The sequence below is a fragment of the Algoriphagus aquimarinus genome, assembly GCF_007997215.1.
In the GTDB taxonomy this organism is placed as follows: domain Bacteria; phylum Bacteroidota; class Bacteroidia; order Cytophagales; family Cyclobacteriaceae; genus Algoriphagus; species Algoriphagus aquimarinus_A.
In genome coordinates, this window is sequence record NZ_VORW01000002.1 from 224034 (window position 1) to 243406 (window position 19373).

At 41.1% G+C, this 19373-nt stretch carries 18 protein-coding genes; 9 read left to right on the forward strand and 9 right to left on the reverse strand.

Annotated elements, in window-relative coordinates:
* Nucleotides 1–37 precede the first annotated feature (37 nt).
* Complete coding sequence (locus tag ESV85_RS05545; protein ID WP_146915546.1) at nt 38–487, reverse strand: nuclear transport factor 2 family protein; 450 nt, start codon at nt 485–487, stop codon at nt 38–40.
* 26 nt (nt 488–513) lie between these two features.
* Nucleotides 514–1599, reverse strand: a complete 1086-nt coding sequence (locus tag ESV85_RS05550) for an alpha/beta hydrolase (protein WP_146915548.1) — start codon at nt 1597–1599, stop codon at nt 514–516.
* A 425-nt stretch (nt 1600–2024) separates the two neighbouring features.
* Here ESV85_RS05550 and ESV85_RS05555 point away from each other — a divergent pair, with 425 nt between their 5' ends.
* The 3 genes from ESV85_RS05555 (at nt 2025) to ESV85_RS05565 (ending at nt 4555) form a co-directional block, all read left to right on the forward strand.
* Entirely contained in the window at nt 2025–3023 is a 999-nt protein-coding gene (locus ESV85_RS05555; protein WP_146915549.1) for a sensor histidine kinase, read from the forward strand.
* Nucleotides 3020–3727: a LytR/AlgR family response regulator transcription factor gene (locus ESV85_RS05560; protein ID WP_146915551.1), complete on the forward strand. Its 708-nt coding sequence runs from the start codon at nt 3020–3022 to the stop codon at nt 3725–3727. The genes ESV85_RS05555 and ESV85_RS05560 overlap by 4 nt, the downstream gene beginning before the upstream one ends.
* 198 nt (nt 3728–3925) lie before the next feature.
* Nucleotides 3926–4555, forward strand: a complete 630-nt coding sequence (locus ESV85_RS05565; RefSeq protein ID WP_223275913.1) for a hypothetical protein — start codon at nt 3926–3928, stop codon at nt 4553–4555.
* 246 nt (nt 4556–4801) lie between these two features.
* Here ESV85_RS05565 and ESV85_RS05570 read toward each other — a convergent pair whose 3' ends face one another.
* The 3 genes from ESV85_RS05570 to ESV85_RS05580 are packed head-to-tail and all read right to left on the reverse strand — an operon-like array spanning nt 4802 to nt 7242.
* The gene (locus ESV85_RS05570; protein ID WP_146915553.1) at nt 4802–5851 is read right to left on the reverse strand and encodes an NAD(P)-dependent alcohol dehydrogenase; all 1050 of its coding nucleotides are present in this window, start codon (nt 5849–5851) and stop codon (nt 4802–4804) included.
* Between the two features lie 10 nt (nt 5852–5861).
* The gene (locus ESV85_RS05575) at nt 5862–6251 is read right to left on the reverse strand and encodes a cupin domain-containing protein (protein ID WP_146915555.1); all 390 of its coding nucleotides are present in this window, start codon (nt 6249–6251) and stop codon (nt 5862–5864) included.
* Between the two features lie 10 nt (nt 6252–6261).
* Entirely contained in the window at nt 6262–7242 is a 981-nt protein-coding gene (locus ESV85_RS05580; RefSeq protein WP_146915556.1) for an aldo/keto reductase, read from the reverse strand.
* 449 nt (nt 7243–7691) lie between these two features.
* On the opposite strand from ESV85_RS05580, the gene ESV85_RS05585 reads away from it, so the two are divergent.
* The 4 genes from ESV85_RS05585 (at nt 7692) to ESV85_RS05600 (ending at nt 12765) form a co-directional block, all read left to right on the forward strand.
* Nucleotides 7692–8606: a helix-turn-helix domain-containing protein gene (locus tag ESV85_RS05585; protein ID WP_146915558.1), complete on the forward strand. Its 915-nt coding sequence runs from the start codon at nt 7692–7694 to the stop codon at nt 8604–8606.
* A gap of 446 nt (nt 8607–9052) precedes the next feature.
* Nucleotides 9053–9523 (forward strand): JAB domain-containing protein, encoded by a 471-nt coding sequence (locus tag ESV85_RS05590; RefSeq protein ID WP_146915560.1) that lies wholly within the window; start codon nt 9053–9055, stop codon nt 9521–9523.
* Nucleotides 9524–9949: 426 nt separating this feature from the next.
* Complete coding sequence (locus ESV85_RS05595; RefSeq protein WP_146915562.1) at nt 9950–10936, forward strand: ArdC family protein; 987 nt, start codon at nt 9950–9952, stop codon at nt 10934–10936.
* 350 nt (nt 10937–11286) lie between these two features.
* Nucleotides 11287–12765, forward strand: coding sequence for a Fic family protein (locus tag ESV85_RS05600; RefSeq protein WP_146915564.1), 1479 nt, complete (start codon nt 11287–11289; stop codon nt 12763–12765).
* Nucleotides 12766–12915: 150 nt separating this feature from the next.
* Here ESV85_RS05600 and ESV85_RS05605 read toward each other — a convergent pair whose 3' ends face one another.
* Nucleotides 12916–13215 (reverse strand): DUF3892 domain-containing protein, encoded by a 300-nt coding sequence (locus tag ESV85_RS05605; RefSeq protein WP_146915565.1) that lies wholly within the window; start codon nt 13213–13215, stop codon nt 12916–12918.
* 115 nt (nt 13216–13330) lie between these two features.
* Entirely contained in the window at nt 13331–13576 is a 246-nt protein-coding gene (locus tag ESV85_RS05610; RefSeq protein WP_146915567.1) for a hypothetical protein, read from the reverse strand.
* 394 nt (nt 13577–13970) lie between these two features.
* Here ESV85_RS05610 and ESV85_RS05615 point away from each other — a divergent pair, with 394 nt between their 5' ends.
* Both ESV85_RS05615 and ESV85_RS05620 read left to right on the forward strand, forming a co-directional pair.
* Nucleotides 13971–14348: a nuclear transport factor 2 family protein gene (locus tag ESV85_RS05615; protein ID WP_146915569.1), complete on the forward strand. Its 378-nt coding sequence runs from the start codon at nt 13971–13973 to the stop codon at nt 14346–14348.
* Nucleotides 14349–14397: 49 nt separating this feature from the next.
* Nucleotides 14398–15603: a hypothetical protein gene (locus tag ESV85_RS05620; protein ID WP_146915571.1), complete on the forward strand. Its 1206-nt coding sequence runs from the start codon at nt 14398–14400 to the stop codon at nt 15601–15603.
* 256 nt (nt 15604–15859) lie between these two features.
* Here the strand turns inward: ESV85_RS05620 and ESV85_RS05625 are convergent, their stop codons facing one another.
* Both ESV85_RS05625 and ESV85_RS05630 read right to left on the reverse strand, forming a co-directional pair.
* Entirely contained in the window at nt 15860–18040 is a 2181-nt protein-coding gene (locus tag ESV85_RS05625; protein WP_146915573.1) for a TonB-dependent receptor family protein, read from the reverse strand.
* Between the two features lie 78 nt (nt 18041–18118).
* Nucleotides 18119–18667 carry a hypothetical protein gene (locus ESV85_RS05630; RefSeq protein WP_146915575.1) on the reverse strand — a complete coding sequence of 183 codons (549 nt, stop codon included), beginning with the start codon at nt 18665–18667 and terminating at the stop codon, nt 18119–18121.
* Nucleotides 18668–19373: the final 706 nt, after the last annotated feature.

Genomic DNA, 19373 nt, shown 5'->3' on the forward strand with positions numbered 1-19373 from the left:
TCAGGTTAGTGAGACACTAACCGGTGCGGTGCTTGGATTAATGTTCAATCTCATGTGTGTCCCTGACACTACTGAATGTCAAAACCAGCATTTTCCAGTCTTCACCCTGCTTTTGATAAACTTCGGTCACCGTAAATTCTGTGACCACATCGTTGCCTCTAACATGCGCTGTCAAAGTGATTCTATTCCAGACTACAGCTGTATTTCCGGAAACCTCAATGGCTGTATCATGGACTTCTGCGTTTTTGTACCAGATACTTCCCGTTTCGATAATTTCCAGTTCTCGGTCTTTTTTCCAACTTCCGCTCATGTGGACAAATTTGGCTTTGTCGTCAAAGAGTTTTTCCAGTTTGGCTACATCCTTATCCGCCATCCATTGCCACTTGTCCATGGAGAGCTTTTTGATTGCCTGCTCTTCGGAGGATTGGGCAAAAGTGTATGAAACACTCAATAGGAGGAGAGTAAGGATGGATAGGTACTTTTTCATGGTTTTATTTTTTAATTAGTTGATGTTTAATTATTGAAGCCTTTTTCCTTGAGCCATTCGGACATCAAGTCGGCTATTTGCTGATTGTTTAGGTCAGAGAATGGAAAGTGGGTGTTTCCTTTGATGCCGATTTCCGGCAGATGTACCAAGGTGACATCTCCACCATTTTCGTTTACTGTTTCTGTCCAACGTTTCGCCATTTGCAGGGCAGCCCGCCATTGTTCTTGGGCTGGGTTTTCTACCGGTTCGGTCGGGATATAGTCTCCGTAATAAATTACAATAGGGATTTGGGTCAGCTTTTTGAATTCATCCATTGGTACACCAACTGCACGCAATGTTCCTCCTACGTAAGTGATTGGATCTGGTACACTGCCTTCCGGAAAGACGAAATTGCTTCCGGGCTCATAGGATACTATTCCTTTAATATGTTCTGACTTTAATGCTGTAAGCCATCCTTGTCCGCCACTATGGGAATGGGTGACCAAAATACCATCACCGATTTGGTCAAAAAGGGCAGTGACAGCCTCTGTATTTGCATCAAAATCAATAGGTCCGGTATCCGGGGTGATTTGTCTTAAAAACTGATCCAAGGTTTCAGGACTTTTATCAAACTGAACTCCTGGATAGAATTCGGTGCCTACTCCCAGGCGAAAAATCCCAAACCAAAGTTGATCATCAGGTGATGCAGAAATGGTTCCAGGTACAGTGCTCCTTCCAGCTCTTCCCCGTCTGGGTTGGTCGATGAGGTAAACAGGATATTTCTTGCGTAGGAAGATGTTTTGAAAGCCTTCCCTTCCATCAGGGGTTGTTTCCCATGTTTTGGAAAACTGACCATAGCCATGCCAAAAGACCAAAGGCAGTTTCTTGGCTTTTTCAGGAATTTGGTAAAATACATAGGCATGGTCTCCATGGAGGGTCTGCCCGTCTGAGCTTTGATTGCCTGGATTAAAAGCCCCATCAGCTATTGGGTCAAACGTACCCGGAGCAGTTATTACTTTTCCTCCCACTGCAAAACTTCCCTGGTCTTCTAATACAATAGATCCTTTCTGACCAAAAGCTGGGGAAACAGTGCTAAGTGCTAGGATGAAATGTAGAATTCTAATTTTGAACATGACTATAAGTCGGTATGTTTCTGAATCTTGTAGTAGGCATTGAATCGGATGCTGAAATGACTCTGCCGGATCTTGTAAACCTTTTTATACACAACTAAGAGACGAAAAATATTCCTACGGTTTGTGGAAAATCAACAGACAGCAGAGATCAATCACCCAAATGACAGATTTGATCTACGAATGAAAAGTGGTTTTTTGATTTCTCCCCTTTCTGGGGCAGTTCCTATAAGTTGCCCACTAGTGTTTACTTTGCTTTTGATTGCATCAGCACCTTTACAGAAAAGTCAGTACCGAGTGCGTTTTCTCCCGGTAACTAGATCGGAATATTTTACCACTTGTAGGTTAAAAAAGGTATTCTGTAGATCACACGTGTCAGTTGGATGATCTCTGGGATTTGGTGTTATTTAAAATCCTAAATTTCGATAATGAAACATAATCTCGTATCGCGTCCGGTTTTTTATGCGCTGCATGTCCTCTTCTGGCTTTGCTATGGGGCGATATTATTTGCTTCGCTGAGCAACTGGATTAGATCACCCAACGATGTGTGGAAAGCTGTGATCTCTGATGTGCTGACTTCTTCATCTATAGCCTACATCAATTATTATCTACTTCTGCCGCGTATTTATAAAAAGGGAAGGTATTCGGCCTATATTTTAGCGTCTATCGCTTTGGTGGTAATCATTGTTCTCTTGAGGGTGAGCCTTCTGGGTATGACCCATATGTCTGTAACCTACACGTATTTTATCAGGGCAGTTCCGGCTCTTGGGTTTTATCTCATTACTACGGTGATCTGGTTTTTTGCAAGTATGATTTCGGCACAGAGAAATGCGATAGAACTCCGAAACAGCCAACTGGCTTCTGAACTGAAGTTTCTCAAGCTTCAGCTGAGTCCGCATTTCCTGTTTAATACGCTGAATAACATTTATTCTATGGCTTATTTCAGTGACAGCAATACTGCTCCTGCAATCATGAAGCTGTCCGAGATGATGCGCCATATGCTCTATGAGGATCAGGGAAAGTTTGTTTCGCTTGCCAAAGAAATCTCCTTTATGGAGAATTTCATAGAGCTCTGGAGACTCAAGCTGGATGAGAAACCCAAAATCATTTTCAAACATAAGGGAGTGAGAGACAGTCATCAGATCGCCCATTTGATCTTTTTGGTTTTCTTGGAAAATGCCTTCAAACACGGAAATACCATTGATGGAACAATAGAAATCAAGCTACATGTCGATGCCAATGATCAGTTGTTTTTCCATATTAAAAATGATGTGATCGATGCCCGCAAAACCGCCGAAGAGGAAAGTGGGGTAGGGCTGTCTAATGTGAAAAAGAGGCTGAATCTGATTTATCCCGGTAAACATGAGTTGATCATGGATCAGCAACTCACCTCTTTTGAAGTGAACCTAACCATAAACCTAAAATGAACTACCAAATCCTAATTGTGGATGATGAACCACCAGCAAGGAAATTGCTTTCGGATTATGTGTCCAAAGTAAGTAGTCTGGAGCTGGCAGGAGTGTGTAGCAATGGGGAGGAAGCTTTGGCTTTCCTGAAGGAAAATACGGTGGATATCCTATTACTGGATATCCGGATGCCACTGATGACGGGCATGGATGTGCTGAATGAATTGGAAGATAAACCGCTCACCATATTTGTGACTGCCTATGAGGAGTATGCAGTGAAAGGATATGAGTTGGACGTCATTGATTACCTGGTAAAGCCGGTATCTTTTGAGCGTTTTAGAAAAGCTATTGATAAAGCTGTTGAATACCTATCAGTTCAAGTAGTTGCTGAAGAGACAACCGAGAAACTTGATTACTTTTTTCTTAAGACCGATACGAGAATTGTGAAATTTCTCTATTCAGAAGTTCAGGCCATAGAAGCCCAGCGGGAATACATTAAAATCATCACTCCAACTCGAAAAGTGATGTCATTGGTTTCTCTGACTGGAATTGCCAATGCTTTGCCGGGAGAATTTGTGCGCATTCATCGCTCCTTCATTATCAACATGCGGCATATCGATGAGGTGCAGTCCAATGAGGTTTTGATAGGAAAAGAGCTATACCCGATCAGCCGGAATTATAGGGACGAGTTTTTCAAAAAATTGGGAGACAGGAAGTTGCTGTAAGTTTCTCGGATGCTTTTTTAAGACTAATGGGCTAGTTTAGTGAGTTTTAAAGTGGGGAAATATTTTCGTTGTTAGCGATTGTTTCTCCTTATAAATAAGATTGATACTTAGGTTTTTAAAGGGGAAAGGACTGTGAACCTGAATATTCTAGTAGGAATAACTCTTGTATAATTTAACTGTAATAAACCACTGTTTACTATGAAAAACTTCAAAGATTTCAATAGAATAGCCAAGAACAGGCTGCTGTTACTTTCAAATTTAGTCCTCGTCGGATTGTTGATTTTCTCAGGATATTCCTTTAAAAATAGGCTAAACACTACATCAACTGAGTTGAAAGCTGAGGAGGTTAAGTCTCTGGAGGCTTTTGTGGATGTATATAAAGTCCTGATGAGCCCTCGCTGTATGAACTGCCACCCGGCAGGAGATATTCCTTTGCAAGGTGATGAACAAAAACTACATGCCATGTCCCCAATGAGAGGAGTGGATGGCAAAGGTATATTGACACTCAAATGCTCCAATTGTCACGCACCCGAAGGTGTTCCCGGAGAGCATACGCCTCCGGGCAATCCCGAATGGCATTTACCGCCTGCGGATATGAAAATGGTTTTTGAAGGTAAATCTCCCAGAGAGCTTGCACTTCAGTTAGTTGATCCGGAGAGAAATGGACATAAGGATATGGAGGCCTTGAAAGCTCATGCAGATGATGGTCTGGTAAAAGAAGGCTGGACAATGGGAGGGGACAGAGCTTTGCCCCCGTTAAGCTATGAGGAATTTAAAGAAGCTTGGCTGACCTGGATAGAAAATGGAGCCGTGGCAACGGCGGAATAGGAGGTAAGAATAACTACATTTAAAAAGAAACTGAAGCCAAATCATTAAGTTTTAACTTTTTATTCGGCTTCAGTTATTTTTCCTGTTCTTCCAAGGACTGATTTAGGATTTTTAATCAGCCTATATTTAAAGTTGCAGGGCTTATGCTCCACTTCTAGGAAGTTTTTTCATGGAGAATTATTAGTATGCCTCGCAAAATTTCACCTGACTAGGTTCCTAAAGAGAAGGTTTTATAGGTTAAAGATTTTAGAGTGAAGCCATGTCGATCACAAAGCGATACTTGACATCGCCTTTTTCCAATCGCTCAAATGCCTCATTCACTTCTTGCATTGCAATGATCTCAGAATCTGCCGTGATGTTATGTTCATAGCAGAAGTTCAGCATTTCCTGCGTCTCTGCAATGCCTCCAATATTTGACCCAGCGAAACTTTTTCTTCCCATGATGATATTGAAAGCACCGACTTCCAGTGGTTCAGGAGGAAGTCCGACCAATACTACTGTACCGTCATGTTTCAATAAATTCAGGTAGGAATTCACATCATGCTTTGCAGAAACAGTATCAATGATAAAATGTAGCTGTGCAGTGTATTTTGACATTTCCTCAGAATTGCTGGAAAGGACGGCAAAGTCGGCACCTAGACGTTTTGCGTCCTCAACTTTAGAAGGGGAGGTAGTAAAAACTGTGACTTCAGCACCCATGGCCTTGGCGATCTTGATAGCCATATGGCCAAGACCGCCGATTCCCAAAATCCCTACTTTTTTTCCAGGTCCTGCATTCCAGTGTTTCAAAGGAGAGTAAACGGTAATTCCTGCGCATAGTAAGGGAGCCGCTGCCCCCAGATTTTCAAAATTTGGCATGTGCAGCATGTATCTCTGATCACATACATAAGACTTGGAAAATCCCCCAAATGTGGCACCTCCAAGGTGTCTGTCTGGTGAATTGAAGGAGAAAGTCACTCCTTTTTCGCAGAACATTTCAAGATCCTCCTCGTAACTTTCGCAGTGACCACAGCTGTCAACGATGCAGCCAACTCCCGCGAGTTCACCGACTTTAAAAGAAGTTACTTGATCCCCAACTCGGGTTACTCTTCCGAGAATCTCATGCCCTGGGACAATTGGGAATATGGTCCCACCGAAGTCATTCTTAATTTGATGTAGATCCGAATGGCAGATTCCGCAGTAAAGGACTTCCATCTCTACATCAGTAGGAAGAAGTTCTCTGCGTTTGATTTCCATTTCATGCAAAGGTGTGCCCTCTGTTTCTGATCCGTATGCTTTACTAGTGGTTGTTTCCATTGATTTGGTTTTAAAATTTCGATTTATATTCTTCTTCTGTGACAGGATCTAGCCACTCTGTCCTGTCCGTTTTACTTCCGGGAACGATGGCGATATGCCGCATCGCTTTTTCTTTTGAAGCACCATGCCAGTGAATCACATCAACAGGAATTTGGACCACATCACCCTCTTGGATAACCTGAATTGCTTTTCCCTTTTCCTGATAATAACCTATCCCATCAGTGACAACAAGAATTTGCCCATTGGTATGAGTATGCCATTTTGTTCTGGCTCCTGCTTCAAAAGACACAATTCCCATAATGGTATTGTAATCTGCCGGGTTAAGTAACATGTTGACATTGACTGTGCCGGTAAAGTATGCTGATGGAGCGTTACCTCCTTTTTCTTTAAATGAGTTCATGATTTGTAATTCAATTGCCCGCTCTTTTCGCCAAATGTGCTGGATATCTTGCTCCTTGAATTTCAACTTTTGATGCAATAGCGTCTATTTTTTCCAGATCCTCTGAGTTGAGATTAACCGACGCTCCGCCCAGGTTTTCTTCTAATCGATGCAGTTTGGTGGTTCCGGGAATAGGGGTGATCCAAGGTTTTTGAGCCAACAGCCATGCTAATGCGATCTGTGCCGTAGTTGCTTCTTTTTCAGTTGCAATTTCCTGTAGCAGTTCCACCAGAACCTGATTGGCCATTCTGTTTTCCTCGGTAAATCGAGGGACAATATTTCTAAAATCCGAAGCATCAAACTGGGTGTGTGCCTTAATAGCTCCGGTTAAAAATCCTTTTCCCAATGGGCTGAATGGAACAAAGCCGATTCCTAGTTCTTCCAAAAGAGGAAGTATTTCCGTTTCAGGTTCTCTCCACCAAAGTGAGTATTCGCTTTGCAAAGCTGTGACGGGCTGAACCGCATGTGCTTTTCTGATGGACTGGACTCCGGCTTCAGACATTCCAAAATGCTTCACTTTTCCTTCCTGAATCAGATCCTTCACTGCTCCGGCTACCTCTTCCATAGGGACTTCTGTATCGACTCTGTGTTGGTAAAAAAGGTCGATCACATCTGTTTTTAATCTTCTCAGAGATTCTTCTGCAACTAACTTGATTCGCTCAGGTCGGCTATCCTGACCTTGCTTAGAGTCACCGTTTTTAAACCCGAATTTGGTCGCTATGACCACATCTTTACGGAATGGAGCCAATGCCTCACCGAGCAGTTCTTCATTTGCAATACCATAAGCCTCAGCAGTATCAAAGAATGTGACACCCATTTCTACCGCAGCTCGGATGAGTTTAATCCCTGTAGATTTGTCAGTGGCAGGTCCGTATCCAAATGTTAAACCCATGCAGCCTAATCCTAAGGCTGAAACTTCCAGTCCGCTGTTTCCTAATTTTCGCTTTTCCATAATGAGTTTTTTTATTCAATGAGTGCAATTCAGCTAATTTGAAGAGGAATCGAATCATAAAAATCCAAGAGAATCCTTGCTGAAGTGTTACACTACAAATTTTGCGGATTCGTAATTTTTAGAATAACTCCAATCAAACAATAGCTTATACTATTCAAACAATCGGCATGTTCTCTAGATACTTTCTGGCTCTTGCTTATGCTGTTTTTGGGGTGTAGTTATTTGAAGTCTGCCAGTTGATAGTATTTTTTACTTTAGTTATTCAAATCAAGCATAGTCGATTGTTGAGGTGAGGAAATGAGCTTTTTATTGATTTATGTTTGAAAATCGTAAGTTTTGATTTGAATTCTAGTATTTCTTTAAGAGGTGTTTTCGCAATTTTGTATTTGGAATGGTCGTCTGACTGTGTTGGCCCAAATGCTCGTCCTGTTAGTAAAAAATTAATAACAATGGAAAATTCCGAAAGACTAAATGAGGTCTATCAACCAAAAAACGATTGTGTTCCTGAGGATTTTCAAAATGAGGTAAAGCATTTCAACCTTTTTCATTTAAAGCCTCTAGAGCCGGGGAAGCCTTTGGTTATTCCTTACAGAAGACGTGATTTTTATAAAATCATGCTGGTGATGGGAAATAGTAAAGTGCTATATGCAGATAAGGAGGTAGAGATAAAAAAGCAGGCTTTGTCGTTTTCAAACCCTATGATTCCCTATCAATGGGAACATCTGGATCGTCACCGAGAGGGAGTTTACTGTATATTCAGTACTGATTTCTTTGATCAGTTTGGGCAGTTCCAACAATATGAGGTTTTCCAAAGTCAGGGTACACATGTGTTCGAATTGTCTGATGAACAAGTGACTGAAGTGAGTTCTGTTTTTGAGAAAGTGGAATCTGAATTCAATTCGGATTACAAGTATAAATACGATCTGATCAAGAACCTGCTTTTTGAACTGATCCACTTTGGACTGAAATTGCAACCGGCTTCCCAGATTGAAAATAAGCTCAATTCCGCTTCCCGACGGATAGCGAGCATGTTTTTAGAGCTATTGGAAAGGCAATTCCCTATAGATGACCTACATACCAGCGTGAAACTAAGAACGGCCTCTGATTTTGCAGGTCAGTTAAATGTCCATGTTAATCATTTGAACCGGGCCTTAAGAGAGGTTACCCAAAAGACAACGACTGCACTAATAGCGGAACGTGTCCTGCAGGAAGCGATGGTGTTATTGAAATACAGCACCTGGAATATATCAGATATTGCCTACGCTTTAGGTTTTTTAGAAGTGACACATTTCAATAACTTTTTTAAAAAACACACGGTAAAGAACCCCACACAGTTCAGGAAATCAGCCCTTTCCGAAAAGTAGAACATATATAGGTTAGTTAACAAGAAAGTCCAAGCTCAAGTGGGCTTGTTTTTTTTAGGACTGAACAATTTTATGTTGTTTGGCCGTTCCTGCGGACGGGCTTTTTATTTCAATCTCCTTCGGAGGATTTACTTTTCAATCCCTAACGGAAGTTTAGCAGCCTGGGATAAGTCAGCTTACGTCTGTATTATTCTGATTTTAACAATTTCAGTGTGATTTTAGTAAAAGGGAGAATGATCTTTAGATGTAGAAGGCTAGTTAAGCAGGGATGATTTTTTACCCCTGAATTCTTCATTAAGTTAGTCCTTTGGGCTCTGGGCGACCGTAAGCTTCCGGCATAAAGCCGCTTGCTGCGCTGCGCTTTTTATTCCTTTGCCTTCCGGTCTTTGTCGCCCACGGCCTGATGAAGCTTCATAATTCATTGTTCCACAAAAACGAAAAAGATTATGGAGACTTCCGAAAGAAAAATTGATTTGTTTGAAGTAGCTGAGATTAAGCTGAGCTACAGTGCAAAAGTAAAGTCATCCCAAAGACCTAGGGTAGCAAGTTCAAGACAGGTGTATGAAGTATTTGCAAAGGCTTGGGATCAGGACAGGATAGAGTTTGTAGAGGATTTTAAAGTAATGCTGCTGTCCAGAGCAAACCGGGTGCTGGGTATTGTGAACATCAGCTCAGGCGGTACAGCAGGGACTGTAGTGGATGTAAAGCTGGTTTATGCAGCTGCCATCAAAGCTAATTCCAGTTCAGTGATTTTAGCGCATTGCCATCCGAGTGGGAATCTACTGCCATCTGAACAGGATAAGCGATTGACCCAGCGGATTAAAAAAGCGGGTGAAATCCTGGATATCCCGGTACTTGATCATTTGATTATGACTGCTGAAGGATACTATTCATTCGCAGATGAAGGGGAGCTTTAGGGCTCTTCTTCTTTTTTTAGCTTCCATGAACTTTCCGTTTCGGAAAATCCATGGAAGCTATTTGTAGGCATTCATTTTTATAAAATCTCGATTGATTGCAGATTTCTATACATGGGTATTTCTACTAATGAACCTTTCATGATCCTATAGCCATTTGAATGTTGTTTTTAGCTGTTCCAAATGGAATTTATACAATTCGATCATTCAGACTTTTTGATATTTCAAATAAGCCAACAATAGGACTTATTATTTTTTCCATTCCTTCTTCCGCCAATTTAGCCTGATCCCGTCACACGAGGCAAGAGACTACGGCATAAAGCCCACGCGCTTGCCTTTGCTGGTTTATTCCGATTCCTCTTGCACTAAGTGCCGGTCTCAGGCTGGTGCAGCTTCATAAGTATTTGTAAAACCAAAACACAAAAGACTATGAAGACGCAAACAAAATCATCAGCAACGACACCGGCCAAGAGAAAAAGCCGAAATGATTTAGCAAGAAACAAGGGGACACAAACCGCAAAGGGATTATCGGATATCTATCAAAAGGTTACCGACCTGATTATTGAGAAGCTGGAGCAGGGGGTGATTCCCTGGAAGCAACCTTGGCATGAGATGGGAATGCCATCCAATTACCTGACAAAGAAACCCTACAAGGGAATTAATCTGTGGCTATTACTATCCTGTGGCCATCAGTATCCCTACTACCTGACTTTTAAACAGGCTAATTCAATGGGAGGTAAGATCAAGAAAGGTGCAAAGGCTCTTCCGATCTGCTACTGGAACTTTGCCTTTCGGGACAAGAAGACGGGTAAAGTGATTCCTGAAGATAAGGTCGGGGAATATGATCTGAAACTGGTGAGTAAATCAGGTTTTCTCAAGGAGTATAAAGTGTTTCCCATAGAACAGATTGAGGGAATAGACTGGGAGTTTCCAGAAATCAGCAAAGAAGAGCCACTGCCTGTGCCTGATAATGAACAATGCCAGAAGATCTATGAGGAAATGCTTCGGGCTCCTGAGTTGGTCCATTCCGGTTCCTCTGCTTACTACCGGGCAGACCTGGATCAGATTACGATGCCAGAGAAAAAACTGTTTGCAACTGCTGAGCAATATTTTGGGGTATTGTACCATGAGGTAGTCCACAGCACAGGTCACCCTTCCAGATTAAATAGGATAGGAGTTTCAGAACCCCAACAATTTGCGTCTGAAATTTACGGAAAAGAGGAATTGATAGCTGAGATGGGAGCAGGGTACCTAAACAACCTCACCGGGATATTGGATCAGAACTTACTGGAGAACTCGGCAGCCTATATCCAAAACTGGCTAAACGAACTTCGCAACGATAAGCACTTACTGATAGAGGCTGCCAGCAAAGCACAGAAGGCGGTGGATTATATTCTTAATGAATGTCCTTTTTAGGAGTAAGGGGAGAGATCCCCTTTTTTGGTCATAACTGAATGCTGAACAGGTTTTGGTCTGTCTAAACTCAGGATTTAAATATGAAAGGATCGAACGTTTGATGTGCCTGCTGAGATGTGCACGATGAAAGCCTTTAGGACGTATTATTCAATTCTTTAAATTATTGTTTAATAGAAAGTATTGTCAATTTTAAGGATTATAATGGAAAATATTTGTCTTATTCGATAATCAGAGCACATGTAATGGAAAATATTTGCGAAATTTGTTCTTTTAATTTAATAGAAAATATTTGTATAAAATATACTCAAAATAGAAATAATTTGTCATATTGACCTTAAATCTGTTTTATTATGGAAAAAAAAATACCGATCCACTTACAGGAAATTTTATATAGTTCCTCTGATCCAACTATTTCAAGGTATGTTTCAAAACTGGAAAAAGAAGGGGAAATCAGAAAGATTGCACCTAGACTATATTCGGCTAATTTCGACGATAGTCCAGCAGCTATCATAAGAAGAAATCTGTATTCAGTTCTTGGGAAATTATATCCAGGGGCGGTGCTAAGCCATCGTTCTGCACTTGAATTTAAACCTACGGGTTCCGGCCAGATATTCCTCACATATAAATACACCAAGAAAATTATACTGCCTGGCATAATTATTCACTTTTTGAAAGGTATTGGACCAATAGAAGGAGATAACCCGTTATCTGGAGAGTTATATGCCTCTCAACGTGAAAGGGCATTATTGGAGAACCTGCAAGTCTCAAGAAAACCAGGGCTAGATTCAAAAACGTTAACATATCCTGAAATCGAAGATCGTCTGGAACAAATTATAAGGGTAAACGGAGAACAGGAGCTGAATAAAGTAAGAGACCGGGCTAGGATCATAGCCAAGGAATTAAATATGGAACCCGAGTTTGATAAACTGAACAAGATAATCAGTGCACTACTCACAACGCATCCGTCTACTATATTAAAATCTCCGGTAGCTGCCGCACGGGCATTTGGTAATCCTTATGATCCTGCCAGAATTAGTTTATTCGAAATGTTGTTTCAGGAATTGACCCAACAGGAATTCAAATACAGGGAAGAGCAAAACATAAGTAACAAGTCATACCGGAATTTTGCATTTTTTGAAAGTTATTTTTCAAATTACATTGAGGGTACCGTGTTTGAAGTAGCGGAAGCAAAGCAGATTATTCAGACCCAACAACCACTAGTAAAGAGAAATGAAGATTCGCATGACGTTTTGGGGACCTATAAGATTGTCTCAAATAAGCGCGAAATGAGTACTACTCCCAACTCACCGGAGGAATTACTTACCATATTGAGTTACAGACACCAGCTATTGTTATCAGCTAGGGTAGATAAGAATCCTGGAAATTTTAAACATATAAATAACTATGCCGGTCAAACTGAATTTGTTGATTCTTCACTTGTGAGGGGAACACTTATTAAAAGTTTTGAATTTTACCAAGCACTCAAGCACCCATTTGCGAAAGCAGCCTATATAATGTTCGTTGTAAGCGAGATTCATCCGTTTTTGGATGGAAACGGGCGTGTGGCCAGGGTAATGATGAATGCTGAGCTGACAAAAGCGATGCAGTCCAAAATAATAATACCTACTGTGTATAGGGAGGATTATTTGGGAGCTTTAAGAAAATTAACCAGGCAAAGTGATCCTAAACCATACATTCGAATGCTTACCCGTACCCATGAATTTAGCGCTACAATAGTAAGCGAGGACATGGACAAAATGCAGGCATTGTTGGAACAAAGCAATGCCTTTTTGGAACATACGGAAGGTAAACTGAGGATTATTGGCTAAGTGTCCGGTAGCTATTGATAACTACCTCCAATTGCATATGATAAAGTGCATCTAATCGTAAAACACTTGCGGCAAGGCTTCTTCCGTTTTCTGTCTTCCCTGCTGTTCAGCAAGAAAATAGGGCTATTGGCATTATTTAGGATAATCAGATTAAAGAATTTCCTCTGAATTGATTTCAGGCAGATCTTCCAACAGGTTATGGAGGTATCCGTCTCCTTGGGCGATCAATACCGGGGGTTGATTTTCTTCTTGCCTGATCCGCACCGGGATTTCATTGTTGTTGGCCAAAATAAACAGCTCCCACTGCCCGGACCGGATTCCTTCTATGGCTTCTTTGGTGCTGATTGCCCATCGCTGACCGGTATTGTTTACTCCCCCGATCTTCAGGATCTGGATAGCTTCCTTGCTTTTTTTGTCCTTTTCTATAAAATGGACGGTTAATTTTTTCATGCGTCTCTACTTCTCTGCTGCAAATATGTAAAATACTCCCCAAGTTGTCCTCCCCAGTTTACCTTAAACCATATTTCTCTGAGGCGGAAAACACCCATCAAACTTGTATTAAGCACTATTCCCTCACAGATTTCAGCTTGACTCCTTTTTCTAACAGAATTCTTAGGATCATCTCAGCATCTTTATCCAAATCATGTTCCATCAGCAGACGAATGGCTTTGGATAGAGCAATAATTTCCTTGCCTTTCCGCAGGCGGTCATATGGGAGTGAAGGGCTTTCAAACCTTAATTTGTCAAGTTTCTCTTCTGCTTTTTTCTCCAGATCCTTGAGCTCACTGCATATCTCGGCCCAGTTGTACATGCGGTTTTAATGGATAAATCGGATGCAATATCACACTATGTCGGGAAAGTCTGGAGCTTGAGGTTTAAACTAACCAAAGTTTGAACCAAACTGTCGCATTTTGGTGAGAAGATGGCTTTGGTGTATAACAGCTATTCAACTGTTGTTTTGTTAGAAGGTAAATCTGAGATTAGGATGGGTTTGGTGGGAGGAGCCAGGCCTGAGGGCCAAGTAATTGTATGTTGGGAGGTAGCCGGCACTGATTTATTCTAATCCCTATAGACATAAATTAGCCTAAACAAATCGAACGTTTTCTCCATGAAAATATCCATATCCGGTTTAACCGTATTGACTGAATCGTTAATTTGGTCTAATGTTCTACATAGCAGTGTGTTGAAGTTTAAAACTCTACAAAATGACTAAAATTATTTCCAGCCCAAACTGTGGAAACTCACCAAAGATGGAGTTTCTGAAACAACTTAATATCGCTTTCGCCAAGGGTAATTCGGAATTTGTAACTGAAAGCGTAACCGATGACATTGTGTGGGATATAATCGGTGACAGAAAGACCGAGGGGAAAGAAAAGTTTGTTGAAGAACTGGAAAAGATGAAATCCCAACAAGCGACTGAGCTGATCATCCACCAGATTTTATCCCACGGAAAAGAAGGAGCTGCAAACGGAATCATGAAAATGAAGAACGGAAAGACTTATGCATTTGCGGACTTCTATGTGTTTAAAGATGCAAAAGGGACACTAATAAAATCCATAACATCCTATTGTATTGAAATTTGATAAAAATGATTGTCCCCGCTAGGTTTGTATTGATTAAAATTTCTCAAAAATGGATTATAGCTCTTTGATCAAAAAGTGCAGTAAAGTCAGTGATTTTTCTGAACCGATATTAAACAGGATCATGTATTATGCTGCTGAGCGGAACAAACTGGAACAGCGATTTGACCTTCTGGTCAAAAGGCATAAAAATGTCTTTGGGAGATTGGGTAAAGCAAATCAGGATATGTTCAAAACCCAATACATTATCCATGAGCTTTTTAAAAACAACGGGCTTATTCATAAATACCTGAATCATGCTCAGATCAAAGCTTTGCCTAAGGAGGAGTATGAATATCTACAGGCTCAGGCTACTAATCCTTGGAGGTTTACCTATTGGTTTGTTCGGAGCAACCCATCTCCTGATTTTTATGAGGCAGTGGATATTTTTACCGGTGAGGAGTTTTTGCTCTATTCCCCAGGGGCAAGTCGTACTTTGATCGATCAGAATGTGCTGACTTTTGGTGGGATGATCAGTTCCAATGGGGATTGTTATCAGACCTATGGTCCTTTGATGGGGTTTGGTAGTTTTCAGGCAGACGATATTTTCTTTTACGCAGGGGAACTGGATCCTACGATTGAGACTATTGAAGAGCTGACAGGTTTGATAGAAAAAGACCTCTTTTCCTTCTTGTTGCTTTCAGTTTACTCCGCTATTCCGATGGTGCAACACCATGGTCATGAAATCCTGTTTGTACTATCGACTATAGACGCCGAAGATTTTGATATGGATTCTTGGAAAGAGGCGTTCCGTGTGGAGTATGCAGAAGAGGTATTTAAAATGAGCCTGATAGAACTGGAAGGCTTCCCACATTATGCCTGTATCTATTTTGATGAACAGCAGGAAGAAATGACGATCTCTGCCATGACGGACTTTGGATATGACAGGTTGGTTGCGGAATTGATTAGGATGGGAATTGATGCTCCGGCGGAGCCTTATATTAGATTACATGTATCCATGAAGTCAGCCATAGAGGAGATTACAGGTCATGATCCGGAATTGCTTCCCCATGAAGGTCTTTTCAGCCAAGCATCCCCCGGACAGGAAGATAGTCCTGAACTGGATGCGATCAACAAGTTCCTGGCAGAGTTGATGCCGGCTATCAACTCCAAAACAAAATTTGATCTGGATGAACTGATCAGTAGAACGGGAGCAGATCCTGATGCCGCCAAAGAAATTTACGGGGATTTAATGAAGAAATTGAATAGGTGTTATTGACCTGTTCCCGGAAGAAATAGAGGCTAACAAAAGTAGGAAGAAAAGGCTGGATGCTGTGTTAGAGGGATTAGATATGGGGAGTTTCGGGAAGATAGTGTAAGGCAGCTTAGTGGTTTATAATTTTAAACCCACATTAAATGGAAACACCTAATAAACTACTGTTTATTAGGTGTTTAATTAGCTTTCTTGATAGAATTTAGCTAGAGGTAACCATATGGTTCTTCAGCGTTGTTAAACTTTTAAGTACCCTGATTTTTTAAAGCTTAAAGCCTATGGATACTACAAAACTTCTACCGTCTGATGGCCAGATTCCCGGTCCGGGATACATCTGAGGTCTTTTTGTAAAGTAGCTCTCATTCAGTAGGTTGTTAACGCCTGCCCTGACAATAAAATTTGAGCTTACCTGATAAGAGGTGTTTAAATCCCAGACGTGGTAAGAGGGGACTCTTCCTACAGCTCCGCTTTCGGGTGGGGTCTCAGTATTCAGTGCATCCGCATAGGTGTCTCCCACAAACTGGTGTTGAAGCAGTACCTGCAAACCTTTGAAATGTCCCGAAAGTCCGTTTCTGCTTAGCCATTTTGGGGCAGCTTCGATTCTGTTTCCGGAGATATCCTGATTGCCTTCCTCTCCTGCGATTTCGCCTGAGGTATACTTGGCATCCATTAAACTGGTGGAGGTATAGAAACTCAAGTCCCAGTTATTGCCTTTCCATAGCTGGTAATCCAGATAGAATTCGATCCCGTTAGTGAGGCTATTGCCGATATTTGTTTTTTGAATGTACGTTTGTCCCTCTTGCTCCACATAGATATTTCCCAGACGGTTGCCTATGGATGTTTGGAAGAAGGTGATGTTGTACTTCAGGCCTGATATGGAAGAATTTTCCCATCCTACTTCTGCGTTGTATCCAAAACTATCCTCCAGATTTTCAGAGATCAGCATCAGAGGATTTCCAGGGATAATATCCTGGAAAATTACAGGTCGATTGGCTTGTGAGAATCCGGCATATACCCGTGAATATCCATTCAGCTGATAATTGGCCTTGATGCCAAGCGCGGCAAAATCATAATCAATCGTCTTGGGTACCTTAGCCTCCTCGATGTAATCTATACGTCCGGTCATTTTTGAAGAACCTGTTTCTATCCGAATACCTGGAGTGATACTGAATTTTTCAGAGAGCAAAAACTGGTTTTCCAGCGCTATTGCAAAACTTTCACTTTTGAGGTTCATGTCCCTTTGGAAGTCCCCAGTGATGCTTATGTCGTAATCCGAACCTGTTGTTCCCTGTCCGCGCTGCCTTCTGTCCATGCTGTTGTTGAAATACCGGAAGTTAGCGGAGAAATTATTTTTCACGGCTCCTAGTTGATAGGAATGAATCAATCTGCCTTCTGAGGTTCGTGTATGGTAATTATCTATATCCACGTTTCTGGGAGCGTATTCACCGGTAGCAGGATCAATGAGATCAGGTTTATTGGCAAAGCCATCAAATGTGACTGAAGATCGTTGCCCGAATACACCCGAAACTGTCCAGCTGAGAGAAGTTCTGGAAGATAATCGATAATCCAAAACCAATGCTGGAATCCAGATTTCCGGACTGTAATAATTCCTGCTTCGGGTAGCTTTTTTCGGATCTTCGGCAAACATCCTGTCATTCAGCGGGCCGGGGATCTGGTACAAATAGGTACTTCGGGAAAGTTCTCCCCTCAGCTTTAGTTTATCGTTGAATTGATAAGTCAGGTCCACATGCTGTGCATCTGATTTGGAATTTGAATTTCTGCGGTAACCTTCCGAAACCCGCTTTTGATAGTAAGCATAGTAGGTCAGTTTTCCCACTTTGCCACCGATGGCGTTGAAGGTAGACAGCAAGCCGTAAGATCCCACAGAGCTTAAGTTTTCGAAGGAAAACCGTTTGGTAGAATCCGGCTCTTTTAAGATGTAATTCAGCATGCCTCCGAATTGCTGTCCATATTGCAGGGCACCTGTACCACGGGTCAACTCTATCTTTTCTACTGCTTCCATTGGCATAGAATAATGGCTGGCAGGATAGCCGTATATATCTGTGTTTATCATCACGCCGTTCTGTCGAACATTGAATTCCCAGCTTCTATGGCCATCCAGTCCACGGACTGAGAAGTTGATTTGGTTGCCTGAACCATCCATGTCATACACGAATCCCCCGGGGATTTTGGCAAATAATTGCCTTCCTGTTTTCTCTGCCAAGTTTGCGGGGAGCTGACTGATTTGGATTGACTCGGTTTTTGTCCCTCCAATCAGGAAGTTGCGGTTGATGTTGGGAAGAGGGGAAACCGGTGCTAAATCCCGGTATTCCCTTAGCTGAAATTCTTTTAAGTCCAGTGTCCTGATGCTGTCATTTTGGGCATAGGTGTAGGCCACGACACATTGGAATAACCCAATGAAGAGTAGTTTTTTTAAATTCATAAGTAAGGATAAAATAAATACGCGCTGTCAATCGGGTCAATTGAATCAACTGCCAGCAAAAATGATTAAGCGTTTGTTTTATCCTGTCTGCGGGGGTGGGGTAGATATGGGGGTAGCAATATCAGCGTAATCAGCCTGAAGTGGCCAATTCCTAGTGAAAGTATTCTGGATAAAGGCAGTTTTGAGTTTGGGGATTTCTGCTGCCATAAAGTCTTTTGGAAATAACTTGGCAAATAGCTGATTTCTTTCCTGTTTGTTTTGAGGGGATTGGTCAGTGATGGATCTTATCCAGTCGTTCACTTGGTTTTCAAGTTGCTGCTGCTGATGATCTTTGATATAGATCAGTTGTAGCGTATCATTTTGGTAGCGTTGCTTGACCACCCTAAGAAATTCTCCATCTACTTCCATAGCTAGATTAGTAGTCTGAAAAAATTCCTGGTTGGCCATATACGGGAGGGAGAGGGGTATTTCCCTCATTTCAGTGGCAGAATCATCATACAATTCTTCCCAGATACTTTCTTCCCATTCTCTATTGAGGCTATGCTGATAAGCGTAGAAATAGATCAGATACCCGAAATAGTACAGGCAAAAACAACCGAGCAGAATTATGGAAGAGAGTTTTCTCACATGCTAAATCTACTGAATAATTATTTTGATATAAAATAAAGAGATGTCAATCGAATAGTTTTTCAATGGTAACGCTTCAGCAGACTTACTTAGTAGGATTTTTGAAAATATGTTTGTTTTAGCAAGCTGATCCTCTTCAAATCCTTAAATTGAATTCATTTTCTGTTCTATATTTTTTGTAGTTGTTTATATAAAATCGCCCCATCTGTTATCAACATGATCTATTGTGCAAAACTCATCAAGTTTCCTTTCATTGACGACAGTGACATTGGTTAGAATTTCAAAAAGAAATTCAGAATTCCACTAATAGAAACAACTACCACATTGAGATTGGCAAATTCTATTTTTAAAACTGTTGTATATGAATTGTGTAGTTATTTTCAAAATGGATTTCTTTATTTTCAGTTAAATATCCAACCATACTAAAAGTGAATTTAATCGCCCATTTTGAAGAACTTGAAAATCAAAATCTTCATTTATTCCTGAAACTGCACCTTTCTGTATTTAAATGCTAGCGCCAATAATTGCCTGATTTTGTAAATTTTTGATTTTTCATTTAAGGTGGTCTGGAAAAAACAGCAATCGAGAAAAGTACAGCAACTATAGTTAAGTAATATTTCGTTTTTATATAGGCTTATTGGCAAATAGTATGCAGAGTTAAGCTTTATAGATAGAATAGCAATTTTTTATTAAATAACAGTAGTTT

What these genes read in the sequence shown, in the direction of transcription:
- ESV85_RS05620 (WP_146915571.1), top strand. Translation starts at nt 14,398, where the DNA reads ATGGATTATAGCTCTTTGATCAAAAAGTGCAGTAAAGTCAGTGATTTT.
- ESV85_RS05605 (WP_146915565.1), bottom strand. Translation starts at nt 13,215, where the DNA reads ATGAAAAAATTAACCGTCCATTTTATAGAAAAGGACAAAAAAAGCAAG.
- ESV85_RS05585 (WP_146915558.1), top strand. Translation starts at nt 7,692, where the DNA reads ATGGAAAATTCCGAAAGACTAAATGAGGTCTATCAACCAAAAAACGAT.
- ESV85_RS05570 (WP_146915553.1), bottom strand. Translation starts at nt 5,851, where the DNA reads ATGGAAACAACCACTAGTAAAGCATACGGATCAGAAACAGAGGGCACA.
- ESV85_RS05610 (WP_146915567.1), bottom strand. Translation starts at nt 13,576, where the DNA reads ATGTACAACTGGGCCGAGATATGCAGTGAGCTCAAGGATCTGGAGAAA.
- ESV85_RS05565 (WP_223275913.1), top strand. Translation starts at nt 3,926, where the DNA reads ATGAAAAACTTCAAAGATTTCAATAGAATAGCCAAGAACAGGCTGCTG.
- ESV85_RS05580 (WP_146915556.1), bottom strand. Translation starts at nt 7,242, where the DNA reads ATGGAAAAGCGAAAATTAGGAAACAGCGGACTGGAAGTTTCAGCCTTA.
- ESV85_RS05615 (WP_146915569.1), top strand. Translation starts at nt 13,971, where the DNA reads ATGACTAAAATTATTTCCAGCCCAAACTGTGGAAACTCACCAAAGATG.
- ESV85_RS05625 (WP_146915573.1), bottom strand. Translation starts at nt 18,040, where the DNA reads ATGAATTTAAAAAAACTACTCTTCATTGGGTTATTCCAATGTGTCGTG.
- ESV85_RS05590 (WP_146915560.1), top strand. Translation starts at nt 9,053, where the DNA reads ATGGAGACTTCCGAAAGAAAAATTGATTTGTTTGAAGTAGCTGAGATT.
- ESV85_RS05555 (WP_146915549.1), top strand. Translation starts at nt 2,025, where the DNA reads ATGAAACATAATCTCGTATCGCGTCCGGTTTTTTATGCGCTGCATGTC.
- ESV85_RS05575 (WP_146915555.1), bottom strand. Translation starts at nt 6,251, where the DNA reads ATGAACTCATTTAAAGAAAAAGGAGGTAACGCTCCATCAGCATACTTT.
- ESV85_RS05560 (WP_146915551.1), top strand. Translation starts at nt 3,020, where the DNA reads ATGAACTACCAAATCCTAATTGTGGATGATGAACCACCAGCAAGGAAA.
- ESV85_RS05550 (WP_146915548.1), bottom strand. Translation starts at nt 1,599, where the DNA reads ATGTTCAAAATTAGAATTCTACATTTCATCCTAGCACTTAGCACTGTT.
- ESV85_RS05545 (WP_146915546.1), bottom strand. Translation starts at nt 487, where the DNA reads ATGAAAAAGTACCTATCCATCCTTACTCTCCTCCTATTGAGTGTTTCA.
- ESV85_RS05595 (WP_146915562.1), top strand. Translation starts at nt 9,950, where the DNA reads ATGAAGACGCAAACAAAATCATCAGCAACGACACCGGCCAAGAGAAAA.
- ESV85_RS05600 (WP_146915564.1), top strand. Translation starts at nt 11,287, where the DNA reads ATGGAAAAAAAAATACCGATCCACTTACAGGAAATTTTATATAGTTCC.